Annotated in this window: 17 protein-coding genes; 5 read left to right on the top strand and 12 right to left on the bottom strand. The window is 67.2% G+C overall.

Going from position 1 to position 16,436, the window contains the following annotated elements; translation table 11 throughout:
* Positions 1 to 3: 3 nt before the first annotated feature.
* Together ACZ50J_RS02850 and ACZ50J_RS02845 are read right to left on the bottom strand one after the other, a co-directional pair.
* Positions 4 to 1,290, bottom strand: a complete 1,287-nt coding sequence (locus ACZ50J_RS02850) for a TerD family protein (protein WP_464299780.1) — start codon at positions 1,288 to 1,290, stop codon at positions 4 to 6.
* Between the two features lie 59 nt (positions 1,291 to 1,349).
* Positions 1,350 to 1,829, bottom strand: a complete 480-nt coding sequence (locus tag ACZ50J_RS02845; RefSeq protein WP_464299779.1) for a CBS domain-containing protein — start codon at positions 1,827 to 1,829, stop codon at positions 1,350 to 1,352.
* Here ACZ50J_RS02845 and ACZ50J_RS02840 point away from each other — a divergent pair.
* The 5 genes from ACZ50J_RS02840 (at position 1,828) to ACZ50J_RS02820 (ending at position 5,692) form a co-directional block, all read left to right on the top strand.
* Complete coding sequence (locus ACZ50J_RS02840) at positions 1,828 to 2,478, top strand: histidine triad nucleotide-binding protein (RefSeq protein ID WP_464299778.1); 651 nt, start codon at positions 1,828 to 1,830, stop codon at positions 2,476 to 2,478. The genes ACZ50J_RS02845 and ACZ50J_RS02840 overlap by 2 nt on opposite strands.
* A gap of 266 nt (positions 2,479 to 2,744) precedes the next feature.
* The gene (locus ACZ50J_RS02835; RefSeq protein ID WP_464299777.1) at positions 2,745 to 3,803 is read left to right on the top strand and encodes a Dyp-type peroxidase; all 1,059 of its coding nucleotides are present in this window, start codon (positions 2,745 to 2,747) and stop codon (positions 3,801 to 3,803) included.
* Entirely contained in the window at positions 3,796 to 4,605 is an 810-nt protein-coding gene (locus ACZ50J_RS02830) for a family 1 encapsulin nanocompartment shell protein (RefSeq protein WP_464299776.1), read from the top strand. Before ACZ50J_RS02835 ends, ACZ50J_RS02830 begins: the two co-directional genes overlap by 8 nt.
* Before the next feature lie 21 nt (positions 4,606 to 4,626).
* Positions 4,627 to 5,334 carry a BON domain-containing protein gene (locus ACZ50J_RS02825; RefSeq protein ID WP_464299775.1) on the top strand — a complete coding sequence of 236 codons (708 nt, stop codon included), beginning with the start codon at positions 4,627 to 4,629 and terminating at the stop codon, positions 5,332 to 5,334.
* Complete coding sequence (locus ACZ50J_RS02820) at positions 5,327 to 5,692, top strand: hypothetical protein (RefSeq protein ID WP_464299774.1); 366 nt, start codon at positions 5,327 to 5,329, stop codon at positions 5,690 to 5,692. Before ACZ50J_RS02825 ends, ACZ50J_RS02820 begins: the two co-directional genes overlap by 8 nt.
* On the opposite strand, the gene ACZ50J_RS02815 is transcribed toward ACZ50J_RS02820, so the two are convergent.
* The 10 genes from ACZ50J_RS02815 to ACZ50J_RS02770 form a co-directional block, all read right to left on the bottom strand.
* Positions 5,671 to 8,142, bottom strand: a complete 2,472-nt coding sequence (locus ACZ50J_RS02815) for an FdhF/YdeP family oxidoreductase (RefSeq protein WP_464299773.1) — start codon at positions 8,140 to 8,142, stop codon at positions 5,671 to 5,673. The genes ACZ50J_RS02820 and ACZ50J_RS02815 overlap by 22 nt on opposite strands.
* Before the next feature lies 1 nt (position 8,143).
* A complete protein-coding gene (locus ACZ50J_RS02810) occupies positions 8,144 to 8,326 on the bottom strand; it encodes a hypothetical protein (RefSeq protein WP_464299772.1) in 183 nt (60 codons plus the stop codon).
* 168 nt (positions 8,327 to 8,494) lie between these two features.
* Positions 8,495 to 9,697, bottom strand: coding sequence for a PucR family transcriptional regulator (locus tag ACZ50J_RS02805; RefSeq protein WP_464299771.1), 1,203 nt, complete (start codon positions 9,695 to 9,697; stop codon positions 8,495 to 8,497).
* An 85-nt stretch (positions 9,698 to 9,782) separates the two neighbouring features.
* Positions 9,783 to 11,387 carry a Na+/H+ antiporter gene (locus ACZ50J_RS02800; protein WP_464299770.1) on the bottom strand — a complete coding sequence of 535 codons (1,605 nt, stop codon included), beginning with the start codon at positions 11,385 to 11,387 and terminating at the stop codon, positions 9,783 to 9,785.
* Positions 11,388 to 11,726: 339 nt separating this feature from the next.
* Complete coding sequence (locus ACZ50J_RS02795; protein ID WP_464299769.1) at positions 11,727 to 12,680, bottom strand: hypothetical protein; 954 nt, start codon at positions 12,678 to 12,680, stop codon at positions 11,727 to 11,729.
* An 11-nt stretch (positions 12,681 to 12,691) separates the two neighbouring features.
* A complete protein-coding gene (locus ACZ50J_RS02790) occupies positions 12,692 to 13,096 on the bottom strand; it encodes a DUF3151 domain-containing protein (protein ID WP_464299768.1) in 405 nt (134 codons plus the stop codon).
* 61 nt (positions 13,097 to 13,157) lie between these two features.
* Positions 13,158 to 14,183, bottom strand: a complete 1,026-nt coding sequence (fbaA, locus tag ACZ50J_RS02785) for a class II fructose-bisphosphate aldolase (RefSeq protein ID WP_464299767.1) — start codon at positions 14,181 to 14,183, stop codon at positions 13,158 to 13,160.
* Between the two features lie 82 nt (positions 14,184 to 14,265).
* On the bottom strand, positions 14,266 to 15,660 hold the full coding sequence (locus ACZ50J_RS02780) for an RNA polymerase sigma factor (RefSeq protein ID WP_464299766.1): 1,395 nt from the start codon (positions 15,658 to 15,660) through the stop codon (positions 14,266 to 14,268).
* On the bottom strand, positions 15,657 to 16,010 hold the full coding sequence (locus ACZ50J_RS02775) for a YciI family protein (protein WP_464299765.1): 354 nt from the start codon (positions 16,008 to 16,010) through the stop codon (positions 15,657 to 15,659). The genes ACZ50J_RS02780 and ACZ50J_RS02775 overlap by 4 nt, the downstream gene beginning before the upstream one ends.
* A complete protein-coding gene (locus ACZ50J_RS02770; protein WP_464299764.1) occupies positions 16,007 to 16,369 on the bottom strand; it encodes a YciI family protein in 363 nt (120 codons plus the stop codon). Before ACZ50J_RS02770 ends, ACZ50J_RS02775 begins: the two co-directional genes overlap by 4 nt.
* Positions 16,370 to 16,436: the final 67 nt, after the last annotated feature.

The following is a 16,436-nucleotide window of genomic DNA, read 5'->3' as shown; positions in this document are numbered from 1 at the left end:
CGGCTAGGGAGCGAGCGCGTGCTCCGTCGCCGGCTTCACCAGCTTCTTGACGGTCCGGCCGTCGTGGAAGTCCCCGATCGCTCGCATCTGCCAGGTCTGCGGTCCGGTCCGGCGCATCGCCGCCATCAGCACACCGGTCGCAGGCTGCGAGTCGGACAAATCGAAGCGGACCAGCTCCTGGCCGGTGGCGTCGTCGACCAGCCGGCAGAACGCCCGGCGGATGTCGGTGAACTTCTGGCCGCTGAACGAGTTGATGGTGAACACCAGGGTGTTCACCTGCGGTGGTATGGCGAGCAGGTCCACCTTGATCTGCTCGTCGTCGCCCTCCCCCGCACCGGTCAGGTTGTCGCCGGAGTGCTGGATGGCGCCGCCGAATTCCTTCTTGTGCATGAACCAGACGATCTCCAACTTCCTGCCGGCACCGTCGTACGCGATGACCGAGGCGTCCAGATCGATGCTGCCGCGACCCGGTGCCGGGTCCCAGCCCAGGCCCATCGTGACCTTGGCCAACGGCGGCGCACCCGTCTTGGTGAGGTCGACGCGCGCCTTTTTGGTCAGATCGACGCGTCCCTTGTCGAGATTGACCACCCCGATGGCACCCGGCTGCGGGGCAGCCGGTGGTGGCGGCGGGGTCACCGGAGCCGGCGGTTGCACGGGCGGGGGCTGCACGGGAGGAGGCGGTTGATGCGGCGGCGGAGGCTGCATCGGGGGCGGCGGCATGTTCGGGGGCGGCGGCATACTCGGTGGCGGCGGCGCTGCCGGCGCGGGCTCCGGATCACCTTCCACTGAGATCCCGAAATCCGTTGCCAGTCCGGCCAGCCCGGAGCTGTACCCCTGGCCGACGGCACGCAACTTCCATTGGCCGTTCCGCCGGTAGACCTCACCGCTGACGAACGCCGTCTCGTTCTCGGCCTCCATGGCGAACGTCGCCAACTCGGCGCCGGTCGCCGGATCGGTCGCGACGAGACGCAGGTCGGGCACCTGTCCGAAGGCGCCGCCGTCGGCAGACGCGGCGAGCACCAGCTTCCCGACGGTCGGCGGCAACTGCATCAGGTCGATCTCCAACGCATCAGCACCCGGCTGCTTGCCGAGATGCCGCACCGCACCACTCGGGTGACTCGGCTGGTTGTAGAAGATGAAGTCGTCATCCGAGGACACCTTGCCGGTCTCCTGCAGCAACAACACCGAGGCGTCGACATCGGGCACGCCCGGCCCGGTGCTCCAGTGCAGGGTGATCCGGATCTGGCCGGCGTTCAGTGGTGTGTTGGAGCCCTTGGTCAGCTGGGTCATGCGGCCATCCTCACATGCATCGGTGCACCGAGATGACCGGTGAAATGATTCGGCGCGTGTCACTTCGCCGCTCGGAGCAACCGGCTCGCTGAGCGGGCGAGGATGCCGAGATCCGAGCAGTAGCCCGTTCCGTCTCGTTTCAGGCAGAGCAGGCCCAGCAGAACGTCCGCATCGTCGACGACCGCAAGGCGTCTTCGGCCTTGCTCCTGTAGTCGAACGGTGACGTCCACCAGCGGCGTCGTCGGGGCAACCGTGCGGTCCCGGAGTCTGCCCAGTTCCGCGATCGCGACGGGCTGCACCGAGGTGTTCGAGGGAAGGTCTCCGCGTTCGATGGTGGTCAGGAGCCGGCCTGCAGCGTCAACGATCAAGGCCATGTGGACGTGCTCGTCGGCGAAGAACCGGTGAAGTGCTGCCACTGACGTGTCCGGCCCGAGCGTCTTCGGACGGGAGACCATCGCGTCAGCGGCGCGCTCGAGAGCCTCATGCCGGCGTGCCACCGGTGCCCGTTCGTCGACGGATCCGGCTGTCGCCGCGCGCATGCTTCCTGCGCATGCCACCGGGGTACCTCCGCTCTCGTGGACGAAGGGTCACGTCGTCCGAGGCGTCGCGCACCGTCCCGACAACGGATCTCGTCGTGGGCGGCGACTCGGTTCTCCTCCGTCATCCTGTCGAAGTTCATCCTGTCGAAGTGACGAGGCGGTGTTCAAGCTGCGACGCTTCCCGACCAACTTCCTTGTCCATGGTCACAAAGCTCGTTGCGACGAGGAACACCGTCACCGCACATCGGGGCGTGGGTCGACTCTCAGTGCCAGAGTGATTCGTATGAGAGTCGCCGACTGCCTGTTCTGCCGAATCGCAGCAGGCGACGTACCTGCCGAAGTCGTCCACGAGGGACCGACCACGTTGGCGTTCCGCGACATCCATCCGCAGGCGGACACCCATGTGCTGGTCATTCCCCGGGACCACTACGAGGACGCGGTTGACCTCGCGACGAATGCGCCGAACGTGCTTGCGGAACTGATTCGAGCAGGCGGGACGGTCGCAGCTCAGAATGGCGTGATGGCAAGCGGCTACCGCTTCGTCTTCAACACCGGCGATGACGCCGGACGCATTGTTTTTCATGCCCATCTGCACGTGCTGGGCGGTGGGCCGCTCGGGTCCTTCGGCCGACCGATCGGGTGCGCCTGAGCACCTCCTCGACGTCGATCACGTTGATGCAGCGCCGCTGAGTCTCGATGTCCTTGGTGGAGCATGACTGCACCGTGACCTACCTCGCCGGCGTTGCATCGCTCCGTTCCGGCACGGCGCTTGATGAACGCGACAAACGTCGCTGTGTCGACCAACAACATCAGGCGCGATCCGAACGAGGCATCGCATCGCGCCGGTAGCTTCCTGCTCGGTACCTGCCGATTACCGACCCGAGAAGACGACCCGAGAAATCGAGTGATGCCGACATGACGCAGCCGTCGTACGAGCAGGATGTACTGGCGCCCCCGGCGGTTGCCGCAACATTCCTGGTGCTCACCGTGCGACCCGGCGGCGAGAGCGCGGTTCGCGACCTGCTCGCCGACAGCGGCGGCCTACTGAGGTCCGTCGGCTTCCGGGCGCCGGAAGCACGCCTCAGCCAGGTGGTGGGCATCGGTTCACGCCTGTGGGACCGGCTGTATGACGGCCCGCGCCCCCAGGAGTTGCACCCGTTCCGGCAGGTCGACGGTCCGACCCATACCGCAGTCGCCACTCCCGGTGACCTGTTGTTCCACCTGCGCGCACGGCGAGCGGATCTGTGCTTCGAGCTCGCCCGCCGGCTCACCGAACGCCTCACCGGCCACGCGGACGTCGTGGACGAGGTGCACGGCCTGCGGTACTTCGACGAACGCGACATCCTCGGCTTCGTCGACGGCACCGAGAATCCCGGCGGCGCGGCCGCGGTGCGGTCGGTCTTCATCGGTGCCGAGGACGAGGCGTTCGCCGGAGGCAGCTACGTGATCGTGCAGAAATACGTGCACGACTTGGCCGGCTGGAACGCCCTGACGGTCGAAGAGCAGGAGGAGGCGTTCGGGCGCCACAAACTCAGCGACATGGAATTCCCGGACGAGGACAAGGCCACGAACTCCCACCTGACGCTCAACACGATCGTCGATGCGGACGGCGTCCAGCGGCAGGTGGTGCGCGACAACATGGTCTTCGGGTCGGTCGCGGCCCGGGAGTTCGGCACCTACTACATCGCCTATTCGGCGAGCCCGGAGGTGACCGAGCAGATGCTGGAGAACATGTTCATCGGCGTCCCGCGCGGTAACCACGACCGGATTCTCGACTTCTCGACGCCGCTCACCGGAGGGCTCTTCTTCGTGCCGACCGCCGACTTCCTCGATGACCAACCGCCGTCACCGACCACTCGAGCCGCCAGTGACGACCACGACGATCGCTATCCAGCCCCGGTTGCGGCGTCGACGATCTCGGACGGCTCGCTCGGTATCGGCAGCCTCGCACAAGGAGCACACCAAGATGGATAATCTTCGCCGCGAACTCGCCCCGGTGTCGGACGCCGCGTGGGCCCAGATCGAGGAGGAAGCCAGACGCACCTTCACCCGCGACGTCGCGGGCCGCCGGGTGGTCGACGTTGCCGGCCCGGCCGGCTTCGAACTCTCGGCGGTCGGGACCGGACACCTACGGACCCTCGAGCAGGCGCCGGTCGACGGTGTTGTCGCCCGCGCTCGTCAGGCCCAACCGGTCATCGAGTTGCGCGCACCGTTCACCGTCACCTGGGACGCGGTGGACGACGTCGACCGAGGGTCGCAGGACTCGGACTGGCAGCCGGTCAAGGACGCCGCCGCCAAGGTTGCGCACGCCGAGGACGGCATGATCTTCGACGGGTTCGCCGCGGCAGGCATCGCCGGCATCCGTCGGAGCACCTCGAACGCGAGACTGACGATTCCCGAGGACATCCGGCAACTGCCGGACACCATCGCACAGGCGTTGAGTGAGTTGCGGCTGGCCGGCGTCAACGGCCCATACAGCCTGGTGCTGTCCGCAGCCGCCTACACCGGCGTCTCCGAGACGACCGACAGTGGATATCCGGTCGTCGAGCACGTACGCCGCCTCCTTCCGGACGGTGGTCAGATCGTCTGGGCTCCGGCGATCGACGGTGCGCTGTTGCTGTCGACGCGCGGCGGCGACTACAAGCTGCACCTGGGCCAAGACCTGTCGATCGGTTACACATCGCACGATGCACGAGGGATCACCCTGTATCTGCAGGAGTCGCTGACCTTCCTGGCGTTCACCGCGGAGGCGAGCGTCGTTCTGACGAGCAGTTGAGCGGAGAGCCGGTGTACGAACATGGTGGCAACCGACAACGAACTGCATGCCGCAGTCATTGACGAACTGGCCTGGGACCCCCGGGTCGATGACCGCGAGCTTGCTCCAACGGTGCGGAACACCGTCGTCACCCTCCGTGGCACGGTCGGTAGTTATCCGCAGAAGCGGGCGGCGTGCGCCGCCGCGGGCCGAGTACTTGGTGTCAGCAAGGTCGACGACGCTCTGGAGGTCGAGCTCGCCGACGCCGTCCGTCGGGATGACGGCCAACTGCGTGCGGCGATCGAGACGGCACTCGCCGACAACAGCGGCCTGTGCGGATGCTGCATAGACGTGCAGGTCGACGAAGGGTGGGTCACTCTCACCGGAAAGGTCTCCTGGCACTTCCAGCTGACCACTGCAGACGACGCTGCCTCTCACACGGTCGGCGTGTATGGCGTCACGGCGGATATCGAAATCGTTCCGGCGTCACCGCCGCCGGCAGACCTGCGATCGGAGATCCACCGGGCCATTTCACGGACGGTCGGAGTCACCACCGGGGAGGTGTCGATCGGCACTTCGCCGGAAGGCGTCGTGACCCTGCACGGTGTCGCCCGGTCGGCCCGGTTGCGTGACGCCGTTGCCGATGCCGCCTGGTGCGGACCCGGTGTGGTGCGGGTCGTCAGTGACCTGCAGATCGTCCCTGGACGGTGGACAGTCGGAGCGGGCACGCGGCAGGTCGGCAATGACTGAGGAGTCGCGTCTGTGCCGGCACGTCACCGGCGGGCACACGGCGATCCTGGATCTCGACGAAGCGGTGGGCATCCTGGTCGTCCCGGCAGGGGAGGACAACTGGGTCATCTCGTATGAGACCCGGGTCACGGTGGTCGGCGGCCTGTCCTTCGAGTCGGTCATCGAGCACCGCCGCTACGAGGAGGGCAGTTCGCAGATGGCCGAGTGGCTGCGCTCGAGGGGCTGGCGATTCGCCGCGAACGACTCGGCCGCCGGGTTACCGCTGGCGGCAGGCTTCACCGACGACGGCTCGATCGTCTACTTGCTCGTCCCCGAGCAGCCGGCCATTTCCTCGGGTCAGGACGAAATGGTCGGCTGAGCAGGCGGCGTTGTCTCGTCAGCCGATCTCGACTCGACCAAGGGCTTGCCGTCCAGAACGGTGATGCGCACCTTCAGGTTCTTCATGAGCGGTTGGTCGCTCTGGCTGCTGTAGTCGGCGGGTCCGATGAGCACGTTCATCTCGGGCATGTAGCCGGCAGCGCTGCCCCGTGGAACGGCGTACTCGACCGCCCGGAATCCGTCCAGCCGGCGACGGCTGCCGTCCTTGGAGGTCGCTTCGATGGATACCTCGTCCCACTGGGCCAGTCCGCGGTCTCGCATGTCGTCCTTGTTCATGAAGACCAGAGTGCGCAGGTTCTTGATCCCTCGGTAGCGGTCGTCGTCGCTGTAGATGGTGGTGTTCCACTGGTCCTGCGAGCGGAACGTCTGCAGTACGAGCACCTCGGGATCGTCAGGCACTTCGTCGTGCAACGGTGCCAAACAGAACTCCGCCCGGCCGCTGTCGGTGAGGAAGACACGGTCCCGCGCCGGTTGCAGGACGCGGAATCCCATGGGCTGCCGCACTTTCCGGTTGTAGTCGGCCAGCCGTGGGATCACCGTCGCCATCGCGTCGCGAACCCGGTCGTAGTCGGCGACATACCAATCCCAGCGCGTATTGCTGTCCGGCAGCGCGGCCTTGGCGACACCGGCCACGATCGCCGGCTCGGAGAGCAGGTGCGGCGAGGCGGGGCGCCGGCTGCCCTTGGACAGTTGCACCGAACTCATCGCATCCTCGCTGCTGACCGATTGCTGTCCGGTGTCCTGTATGTCGCGCTCGGTGCGACCGAGGCACGGCAGGATCAGTGCGTCTCGCCCGTGCGCGAGATGGCTGCGGTTGAGTTTGGTGCTGACCTGAACCGTCAGGTCGCAGTTCATCAGGCCCCGCTCGGTGTATGACGGGTCGGGCGTCGCCCGCGCGAAGTTGCCGCCCATGCCGAAGAAGACCTTCACCTGCGCGTCATACATCGCCTTCAGCGTGGCAACGGTGTCCATACCCCAGTGACGTGGCGGCTCGAAGCCGAAGTGTTCGCCCAACCGATCCAAGAAGTCGTCCTTCGGGCGGTGGTCGATGCCGCAGGTCCGGTTGCCCTGCACATTGCTGTGTCCGCGCACCGGTGAAGGGCCGGTGCCCTCCCGGCCGACGTTCCCGCGCAGCAACAGCAGATTCACGATCTCCCGCGTGGTGTCGACGCTGTGCTCGTGCTGGGTGAGGCCGAGACACCAGCTCACGACGGTGCGCTCGGACTTCAGGTAGACCTCCGCTGCAGACCGGATGTCCGACTCGGTCAGACCGGATTGCCGCTCCAGTTCTGACCATTCGGTCGCCTCCACCAGCTTGCGGTAGTCCTCGAAGCCGTGGGTGCACTGCTCCAGGAACTCCCGATCGAGCGCAGTCGGGTCGTCCTGCGCCGCCTCGAAGACTGCCTTGGCGATGCCGCGCAGCAACGCCAGGTCACCCGCTGGACGGACCTGCAGGTTCAGCGTGCTGGTCGGCGTGGACCGGAACAGCGCCATGTCGACGACCTCGTGAGGCACGATCGTGCGCGTGGAGCCGGCCTCCACGACCGGGTTGACGTGCACGATCTGCGCACCACGCCGGTAAGCCTTGGCGAGGGTGGTCAGCATGCGGGGGGCGTTGGAGGCTGCGTTCACACCCAGGATGAACAGCGCGTGGGCCTTGTCCCAGTCGGCGAGGTCGGCGGTCCCGACCCCGGTGCCGAGCGACGCCTGCAGGGCACGCCCGGACGCCTCGTGGCACATGTTGGAACAGTCCGGGAGGTTGTTCGTGCCGTATTCACGCGCGAACAACTGGTAGAGGAAGGTTGCCTCGTTGCTCAGCCGCCCGGACGTGTAGAACGACGCCTGGTCCGGCTCGATCCGTCGGAGATGCTCACCGATCAGCGCGAAGGCATCAGCCCAGTCGACCGGCAGGTAGCGGTCACTGGTGGCGTCATACCGCATCGGGTGCGTCAGTCGCCCTTGGTCCTCGAGCGCGAAATCGGTCCAGGTACGCAACTCCGCGACGGTGTGCTCGGCGAAGAACTCCGGCGTCGTGCGCTTGGGCGTCATCTCCCAGGTGACGTGCTTGATGCCGTTCTCGCAGATGTCGAGTGCCACGCCGGGGTCGTCCGGCCAGGCGCACCCGGGGCAGTCGAAACCCTTGGTGGGGTGGTTCATTCGCAGCATCGCCCAGGTGCCCTTGACCGGCTCGCGCTCTCGCGCAAGCACCTTCATGACGGAGGTCGCCGCACCCCACCCGGCAGCCGGGTGGTGGTAGTTCCGCTGGGCGAAACTCTTGGTGTCCTGCGGGCCGTAACCGCCCTGGGCGTCGGCGCGGGTGACCGAGACCTCCGGGCCGGCCGCGAAGCCTTCGCTGGCCGGATCGGCGTCGCCCACTTCGTGCGGGTCACTGTGCGGGTGGGAGGTGAACTCGTGGCTCCGGTCGGTCATGTCAGCCTTCGAACGGGTTGCTCAGCTCCTCGTCGCGGCGCCTGTCCTGCGAGCCGAGGTCATCCACGCCACCGTCGGTGTCCTCGAAGACCTCATCTCGGATCTCCTGGCGACGTTCGTCGTGCTCGCGTCGTTGCTCGCCGGCATGATCGCGCAACTCTTTGTTCGACTTGTGGTGTCCCATGTGAGGCGTCCTGTTCGTGGTTCGGATGTTCCCGGGCGTGTGTCACCGCCTGGGAGGCGCGGCGCACCATCCTCTGAATACACCTGCTTCACCCCACCGGCCAGTGCCGTGCCCGGACGTTGACACCCACGACAAGCCAGTGAGTGAGCCGGAACAACGATGCGGCGATCAGGACGAGTTCGTCGGGTGACGGGACTCCTCGAACCGCCAGGCGTAGGCGGCGGTTGCCAACTCGGCGACCGCGCTCGGGTCGGACAGCGATCGACCGGTGAGATCGTGCAGTCGTCGCAAGCGGTAACGCACCGTATTGGGGTGGCAGTAAAGGACTTTCGCGGCACGTTCAGCCGACCCGCCGTTGCCGAGATAGGCCAGCAGGGTGTCCATCAACGTGCTCCGGTCATCGGCGGGCAGGTCGAAGACCGATCCGAGCACCTCCGCGACGAGGCGTTTGCCCTCCCCGGGCTCGCACGCCATGAGAGCTGCCAACGGGCTGGTGTCGAACATGCGCACTTCGGCCTTCCCCGGTGCGATTTCTCCGAGCGCCACGCGCGCGAGGTGGAGCGCCCGCGGGGTGTCCATCAGGGAGGAGTAGAGCGGGCTGACCCCGGTGCGGGTCGTGGCGTGCTCACGGAGGAGGTCGAGGGTGTCGTCGCGTTGCATGGGGCCGACCGACAGCACACCCAACTGGAGGGCCGGGGACAGGCGCCACGCTGACACGACACCGATCCGGGCGAGGCTCTCCTCGATGCCGTTCAAACTCTCCTGCACCACACCCCGAGTCTCTGCTGCCACGACGACGAGACTCGAATCCGGTCCGAAGCCGAGCAAGCGTGCGGCTTCCCAAGGTGGCACGCGTTCGCCGGTCTGACCCGAGAGTAGCGCTTCCACCAGCGCCGACCGTCGACGCTGCTGCGCAACGAGCATTCGTGCCGCCGTCGCTCGGTAGGCCTCGGTGAGCGCCAGCGCATGCTCGTCGGTGATGGCCCAGAGTTGCTCCACGGCATCGAGCAGTTGGTGCTGCAGCGCAGGTGATCCCTCGACGCGGGCCTGCTCGAGCAGGGCCCCCCACAACGTGGCGAAGCCGATCCGGTACGCGCGGATCACCTCCGGCAGCGGTGCGCCCTGTTGCGCGCGGCGGCTACCGGTATCGCTCGGTGCCGTCAGGTCCAATGGCGCCCCCGGGTCGGCCAGTGCCATGAGCATGAAACGCAGATTCTGCTCGATCGAGGCGCGCAGGTCGTCCGGCGGGACGATGTCGTCGCTGCGATACATCGTCATGCGCTCAAGGATCGCGGCATACGCCAGGTCCCGCAGTTCGGGCAACCGGCCACCGGCCCAGGCCGCCAGTCGGGTGAGCTCGGTGTCGGTCACGCGGTCGCTCCCTCGCAATCCTTGACAGGTGTCGCATGCTCATGCTCGCACGCGCCGATAACGATGGGCGGTCCGACTGTTCGACTCACTGGCTCAGCACCGTCCGCTCCTCGTGATCCAGTTCCCCACGCAGCATCCGCCAGCTGGCGTCCGAAAGGCTTCCGCTGTCACGCCATCGGCGGATTTCGCGTCGTTCGGCATCGATGACAGCACGACGTGCGTGCAGGGTGGACTCGTAGTCCTCGGTCCAGGTGATCCGTCCGTCCTCGGTGTCCTCGAGAGCAGCCTCGCGCGCGCGAAACCGATCGGCCCGTGCGGCCATCGCTGCATTCAAGGTCGTCGCCAGGTCAGGACCGATCTCCCCACGGCGGAGCTGATCGGACACGTCTGCACGCGCAGCGTCGATCGCAGCGAGCCGCGCAGCATTGCGCACGAGTTCTTCCTCGGCTGCGTTGGCCCGCAGGTCAAGCTTGTGCAGCAGGGGTGCGAACGTCAGGCCCTGCGCGACCAGGGTCACCAGCACCACGACATACGCACAGAAGACCACCAGCGCCCGACCCGGAACGGGGTCCCCGTTGTCGGTGGTGAAGGGCACGGCGAACACGACGGCAAGAGTGATCACCCCACGGGTGCCGGACCAGGTGAGTGCCACCACCTCGCGACCGCTGAGACGTTGGTTGGAGCGAATGCCCAGGCGCGCGTGCAGGCGGCTCGGAACAAGCTGAGTGACGGCCAGCCACAGCGGTCGCACCGCGAGAACCACGCCCACGGTCACCAGCGCGGCGGTGACAACGACGCCGGCCCGTTCCGACCGCAGATCGGACAGGACACCCGGCAATTGCTGTCCGATCAGCAGGAAAATGAAGCCTTCGAGGAGGAACTCGACCAATTGCCAGACCGCTCCGGTCTGCAATCGGGCGGCACCTGTCTCTTCCTGTCCGGCGTTGTGACCGATGATCAAGCCGGCAACCACGACGGCCAATACCCCTGAGGCATGTATCCGTTCGGCCACCAGATAGATCACGAAGGGCGCAGCGAGCGACACCGCGTTCGCAGTCAACGGGTCCTTCAACCACGGACGCGCGCGTTGGATGAGAACAGCCGCGACTGTTCCGACCGCCAGCCCGCCGATTGCGGTCAGGGCAAAGAGACCTGTGGCCGTCGTCCACGAGAACGCCCCTGTCACCGCCGCGGTGACTGCCAACTGGTACGTCGTCAGGGCCGTCGCGTCGTTGAGCAGGCCTTCGCCCTCGATCAACGTTGTCAGCCGCGGCGGCATGCCGGCGCGACGCCCGATCGAGAGTGCCGCCACGGGATCGGGCGGTGCGACGGCCGCTCCGAGGATCATGGCAACGGCGAACGGCATGGCCGGTACGACGACACTCAGCACGATGCCGACGCTGAAGGCGGTGACCAGTACGAGCAGGACGGACAGACTGATGATCGGGCGCAGGTTCGCTCGCACAGCCATCAGGCTTGATCGACGGGCGGTGCTGTAGAGCAGTGGCGGAAGCACCAGCAGCAGCACCGGCTCGGGTTCGAGTGGCAGTTTCGGCCCGGGTAGGAACCCATAGACCAGACCGATCAACGTGAGCAGAATCGTCACGGGTATGCCGAATCGCCGGCCCAGTCCGCGAGCGATGACGACGATCAGCACCATGCCCAGGATGAACCAGACCTGTGCGATCACATCGGCCTCCGCGCTGACTGACTCGAAGAGGACGGTATGCCCGCTCGCGAATCCGACGGAGGTCTCCGTGCGATCGATGTCTGTGCGGACAGCCGATGCTGTTCCAGCCGACAACGCGAGGCGAAGGAGTAGTGAGAGCAGTGACCGGGCAGCGGACATTGAGGACGTCGCTCGCCACATCCAGCGGGTACGCACTGGCCGACGACTTGCAACTGATCGACAACGGACACAGCGTCTCACCGACGCGTCTTGCCGGACGGCCCAACGGACCGGATGCCCTCAGGCCTTGTGCCGGCGTTCCGGATGCCCTCAGGCCTTGTGCCGGCGTTCCGGATGCCCTCAGGACTTGTGCCGGCGTTCCGCGATGCGCAGCGCCAGCTGGAATCGGGTGCTCACGTCGTGCTCGCTCATCATCGCCGCGATCCGTCGCCGTACGGTGCGCAACGACACACCCATCGCGCGGGCGATCGCCTCATCGGTCAGCCCCTGTTGCATCCAGTCGACCAACGCACTACCCGACGCGTCATCGGACTGCCCGGTCGGTGAGGCCGCGGCCCACAGCCGGTCGAAGAGCGCGATGAAGGCCGCCACCACCATCGGGTCGCGCAGCAGCACGTGGTCGCCACCGCCGCGCCCCCACTCGGTCGTGCCGATCGCGACCTCCTCGCCGAAGACGACGAACTCGGACGGCAGACCGGCGGCGATGCGCTGGTGCTCCCCGAGGTCCGCCCAGGCGCTGAGCACGTCGGAGTGTTCGTGCAGTGTCTCCGGCAGGTAGAGCGTGCGCTGCTCCCGACCCGCGCCGAGCTGCTGGCGCACCGTCGGGTAGTCGTCGAGTGCACGCGGTGCACCTCCGGTCGCCTGTCGTATGACGCCGACCGTCGATGCGACCAGGTGCTCGTGCACGGAGGTCAGCACTGCCTGATCGACCCGCTCGCGCAACGGTTGGTCCGACGTCGAAAGCTCTTGTCCCGCACGGTGATCGGTGACGAAACTATCGATGGCGTCGCGCACCCGCGCGAGATCCTGGCGCCGCGTCGCCAGCCGTGCTTCCTCCGCACTGACGACGCGTTCGAGAGCCGCCCGCGGATGGTCCGCGACGACCTCACCCAGGTCGGTCAACCGGACCAGCCGACGGGCACGCAGCTGCTCGATGGCGTGCTCCGCCTCGTAGTCGGTCCAGCCGAGTGCGGCGACGTGCGCGGCGAGGGTCTGGCCGGGCGACCGCAGCACATGTCGGTAGAGCTCCTCGCCCTGCGCTCCGACGCCGAGGACGCCCAGCCGACCCTCCATGGCGTGTCCTGTCAGAGACCGAGCTCGCGAGCGCCGGTCGCGGAGGAGTCGCGCAGGAAGTCCGCGCACCGACGCTGTTCGTCGGTCTCGCCGATCTCGCCCGCGGCCTTGGCCAGCGCGCCGAGCGCACGCAGGAAGCCACGGTTGGGCTCGTGCTCCCACGGGACCGGACCCTGGCCGCGCCACCCGGACTTACGCAGCGCGTCGAGCCCCCGGTGGTATCCGGTGCGGGCGAACGCGTAGCTCTCGATGACGTCGCCGTCCGCCATGGCGTCCTCCGCGAGGGTCGCCCAGGCCAACGACGAGCTGGGGTACGAGCGCGCGACGTCGCGCGGGTCGACACCCTGTTCGAGCGCTGAACTCGCAGGGTCCACAGGCAGTTTCGTCTCGGGTATACCGAGCAGGTTCTCACTCATGATGCTGTCGCGCCTCTTCCCATCGCTCCGGTCCTCGCTCGTGCCTCGCTCAGGACGGCGCTCAAGAATGCTTGCCCGCCGATCCGAGGTTCTCGCAGGCCACGACGACGCGCTCCGACATACCGGTCTCACCGGCCTTGCCCCAGGCACGCGGGTCGTACTGCTTCTTGTTGCCGACCTCGCCGTCGATCTTCAGCACGCCGTCGTAGTTGCCGATCATCCAGCCGGCGATCGGGCGGGTGAAGGCGTACTGGGTGTCGGTGTCGACGTTCATCTTCACGACGCCGTAGGAGACGGCCTCGGCGATCTCCTTCGGGTCGGAGCCGGAGCCGCCGTGGAAGACCAGGTGGAACGGCTTGTCGTCGGGGGTCTTGAACTGCTCGTGGACCGCTGCCTGGGCCTTCTGCAGGACCTCGGGTCGCAGCTTGACGTTGCCCGGCTTGTAGACACCGTGCACGTTCCCGAAGGTGAGAGCCGTCATGTAGTAGCCCTGCTCACCGGTGCCGAGTGCCTTCGCGGTCGCGATGGCGTCCTCCGGCGTGGAGTAGAGCTTGTCGTCGATCTTGCCCTCGACGCCGTCCTCCTCGCCACCGACGACACCGACCTCGATCTCCAGAATGATCTTGGCGGCCTTGCACTTGGCGAGCAATTCCTCTGCGATCTGGAGGTTTTCGTGCAGTTCGACGGCCGAACCGTCCCACATGTGCGACTGGAAGTAGGGCAGCCCACCCTGCTTGACCCGCTCGGTCGACGCCTCGAGGAGCGGACGCACGAAACCGTCCAGCTTGTCCTTCGGGCAGTGGTCGGTGTGCAGTGCGATGTTGACGTCATACGCCTTGGCCACCTGGTGTGCGAAGGCGGCGAAGGCCAGCGAGCCGGTCACCATGTTCTTGACGCCCTGGCCGGAGAAGTACTCCGCACCGCCGGTCGACACCTGAATGATGCCGTCGCTGCCGGCGTCGGCGAAGCCCTTGATCGCGGCGTTCAGGGTCTGGCTGCTCGAGACGTTGATGGCCGGATAGGCGAAGCCGCCCTTCTTGGCCCGATCGAGCATCTCGGCGTATTTCTCAGGGGTCGCGATCGGCATGGAGGCCCTCCTGCAGGCGTCGGCGAACGGTGCGTTCCCACTATCCAACCATCCGCGACCCGTCGTGCGGACGGGCTGCTCATCAACCGATCGGCAGCGCCCGTCGCCTGCTCAGCAATTGCTCCCGCTCCGGTTCGTTGGCGCACCGCTCGATCGCGACGTCGTATGCCGCACCTGCCTCGGTATGGCGCCCGGCGCGCGCCAGCAGTTCGGCGCGCACGGCGGGCAGGCGGTGCGAATGGGGCAGCCGGTCGTCCAACCCGTCGAGCAGTCGCAGCGCGTTCGACAGGTCTCCCGCCTCGGCGACCGCGACGGCACGGTTGAGCCGCACCACCGGCGACCCGGTGAGCTGCTCGAGTTGCCGGTAGTAGTCGGCGATGGCCGGCCAGTCGGTGTCCTGCGGGCGCGCGGCGCGCGCGTGTTCGGCCGCGATGAGCGCCTGCAGCACGTACTCCGCCGCGAGCGCACTCTCCATCTCCATGCCGGTCGAGTGCCCGGAGGAGCGGCGGGGTCCCTGCGAAGTATTCGGAGGAGCGAAGCGGGGGAGAAACTTCGTGGGGTGCCGATGCGGGGGAGGGTGTATCGAGACCGAGTGCCCACCGGTCAGCTCCCCCAACAACGCGAGGCCCTCCTCGATCTCGTCGCGATGCCACGCCGTCCGGTCCTGCTCCGGCAACAGCACCAACGCGCCGTCCGACGCCACCCGGGCGTCGCGCCGCGCGTGCTGCAGCAGCAACAGCGCGAGCAGCGCACACAGTGCCGGACTGTCCGCGGCAACGCGCCCGGTGGCCCGGACCAGCCGCACCAGGCGGATCGCCTCACCGGCGAGTTCGGCGCGGACGACGTCCTCGCCACTGCCCGGCGCATACCCAGCAGTGAATGCCAGGTACGCAACGCGCGCAACGGTTTCCAGCCGCTGCGGCAACACCTCGTCATCCGGTATGGCGAGTGGCACTCCCGCCGCCACGACCTTCTTGCGAGCGCGGGTGAGTCGGGCAGCCATGGTCGGCTCGGGCACCAGGAAGAGACGCGCGATGTCGGCGGTCGACACACCGAGCACCAGCCGCAAGGTGAGCGCCGCCCCCGCTTCCTCGCTCAACGACGGGTGGGCGGCGAGCAATACCAACCGCAAGAGGTCAGAGTTCGCGGGTCGAGTAGGCGGGAGGAGCGAAGCGGGGGACGCCGTATCGAGACCAAGATCCGCCTGCCGCTTGCCCTCCTCCACTGCCAGCAGCGGCTGCTTCCGCGCAGCGACGGCCTCGGCGCGCAGCCGGTCCAGCACCCGCCGCTTGGCGGCCGTCATCAGCCACGCCGGCGGGTTGTCCGGCATACCCGCTTCCGGCCAGGTCTGCGCCGCGCGCTCGAAGGCGTCGGCCAGCGCGTCCTCGGCCAGATCCAGCCGACGTGTCTGCGCGACGAGCAGGGCCAGCAACCGGCCCCACTCGTCGCGCCATACGACCTCGAGGGGGTCGATCAATCCGACAGTCCCTCGATCCGAATGCACGGCCGGATCTCCAACGAATAGATCTCCGGCAGCATCTCGCACCACTTCGCGACCTGATCGAGGTTCGCGGCCTCGACGAGATAGAAGCCGTTGATCTGCTCCGCCGTTTCGGCGAACGGCCCGTCGGTGAGCTCGACGCTGCCGGTGCGCCGGCGCAATGTCGTCGCCGTGCTCGGCCCGTCCAGCGCCTCGCCGCCCAGGATCGCGTCACCCACCTCACGACCGAAGGTGACGTGATCCTGGTGCCAACGCTCGCGATCCGCCGGCGTGGCGTTGTTCCACTCATCGGCCGTGCCGGCGATGAGGATCAGATACTTGGTCATGACGCACGCTCCTCGGGTCGGACGGTCCGCCGGATCTCGACGCCCTCGCCGAGCGCGGTCAGGATCTTGCAGCACTCGGCGACGTCGTCCACATTGTCCGTCTCGACCATGAAGAAGCCCCCGACCTGTTCGGCCGACTCGGCGAACGGGCCGTCGGTCACCGCCCCGGTGCCGGGCGCCAGCCGCTTCGCCTCGGTCGTCGCGTGCAGCTCGGCACCACCGGTGATCTTGTGTCCGCGCTCGACCAATTCCTGTGAGAACCGGCCGTATTCGGCATACCCACGCTTGCGCTCCTCGGCAGACATGGTGGTCCACCAGCGGTCGGCGTCACCCACGATCACGATCATGTACTCCGTCATGAGTTCGTTTCCTTCCAACTCGCGTCGTTCACATCCTCTGACAGCACCATGACGCGTGTGCCGAACC

The sequence above is a fragment of the Flexivirga sp. G2 genome (assembly GCF_055397625.1).
The sequence above is the reverse complement of the archived record's forward strand: the minus strand, read 5'-3'. Positions and strand labels throughout refer to the sequence as shown.

What these genes read in the sequence shown, in the direction of transcription:
- ACZ50J_RS02850 (WP_464299780.1), bottom strand. Translation starts at nt 1,290, where the DNA reads ATGACCCAGCTGACCAAGGGCTCCAACACACCACTGAACGCCGGCCAG.
- ACZ50J_RS02840 (WP_464299778.1), top strand. Translation starts at nt 1,828, where the DNA reads ATGCTTCCTGCGCATGCCACCGGGGTACCTCCGCTCTCGTGGACGAAG.
- ACZ50J_RS02845 (WP_464299779.1), bottom strand. Translation starts at nt 1,829, where the DNA reads ATGCGCGCGGCGACAGCCGGATCCGTCGACGAACGGGCACCGGTGGCA.
- ACZ50J_RS02835 (WP_464299777.1), top strand. Translation starts at nt 2,745, where the DNA reads ATGACGCAGCCGTCGTACGAGCAGGATGTACTGGCGCCCCCGGCGGTT.
- ACZ50J_RS02830 (WP_464299776.1), top strand. Translation starts at nt 3,796, where the DNA reads ATGGATAATCTTCGCCGCGAACTCGCCCCGGTGTCGGACGCCGCGTGG.
- ACZ50J_RS02825 (WP_464299775.1), top strand. Translation starts at nt 4,627, where the DNA reads ATGGTGGCAACCGACAACGAACTGCATGCCGCAGTCATTGACGAACTG.
- ACZ50J_RS02820 (WP_464299774.1), top strand. Translation starts at nt 5,327, where the DNA reads ATGACTGAGGAGTCGCGTCTGTGCCGGCACGTCACCGGCGGGCACACG.
- ACZ50J_RS02815 (WP_464299773.1), bottom strand. Translation starts at nt 8,142, where the DNA reads ATGACCGACCGGAGCCACGAGTTCACCTCCCACCCGCACAGTGACCCG.
- ACZ50J_RS02810 (WP_464299772.1), bottom strand. Translation starts at nt 8,326, where the DNA reads ATGGGACACCACAAGTCGAACAAAGAGTTGCGCGATCATGCCGGCGAG.
- ACZ50J_RS02795 (WP_464299769.1), bottom strand. Translation starts at nt 12,680, where the DNA reads ATGGAGGGTCGGCTGGGCGTCCTCGGCGTCGGAGCGCAGGGCGAGGAG.
- ACZ50J_RS02790 (WP_464299768.1), bottom strand. Translation starts at nt 13,096, where the DNA reads ATGAGTGAGAACCTGCTCGGTATACCCGAGACGAAACTGCCTGTGGAC.
- fbaA (WP_464299767.1), bottom strand. Translation starts at nt 14,183, where the DNA reads ATGCCGATCGCGACCCCTGAGAAATACGCCGAGATGCTCGATCGGGCC.
- ACZ50J_RS02775 (WP_464299765.1), bottom strand. Translation starts at nt 16,010, where the DNA reads ATGACCAAGTATCTGATCCTCATCGCCGGCACGGCCGATGAGTGGAAC.
- ACZ50J_RS02770 (WP_464299764.1), bottom strand. Translation starts at nt 16,369, where the DNA reads ATGACGGAGTACATGATCGTGATCGTGGGTGACGCCGACCGCTGGTGG.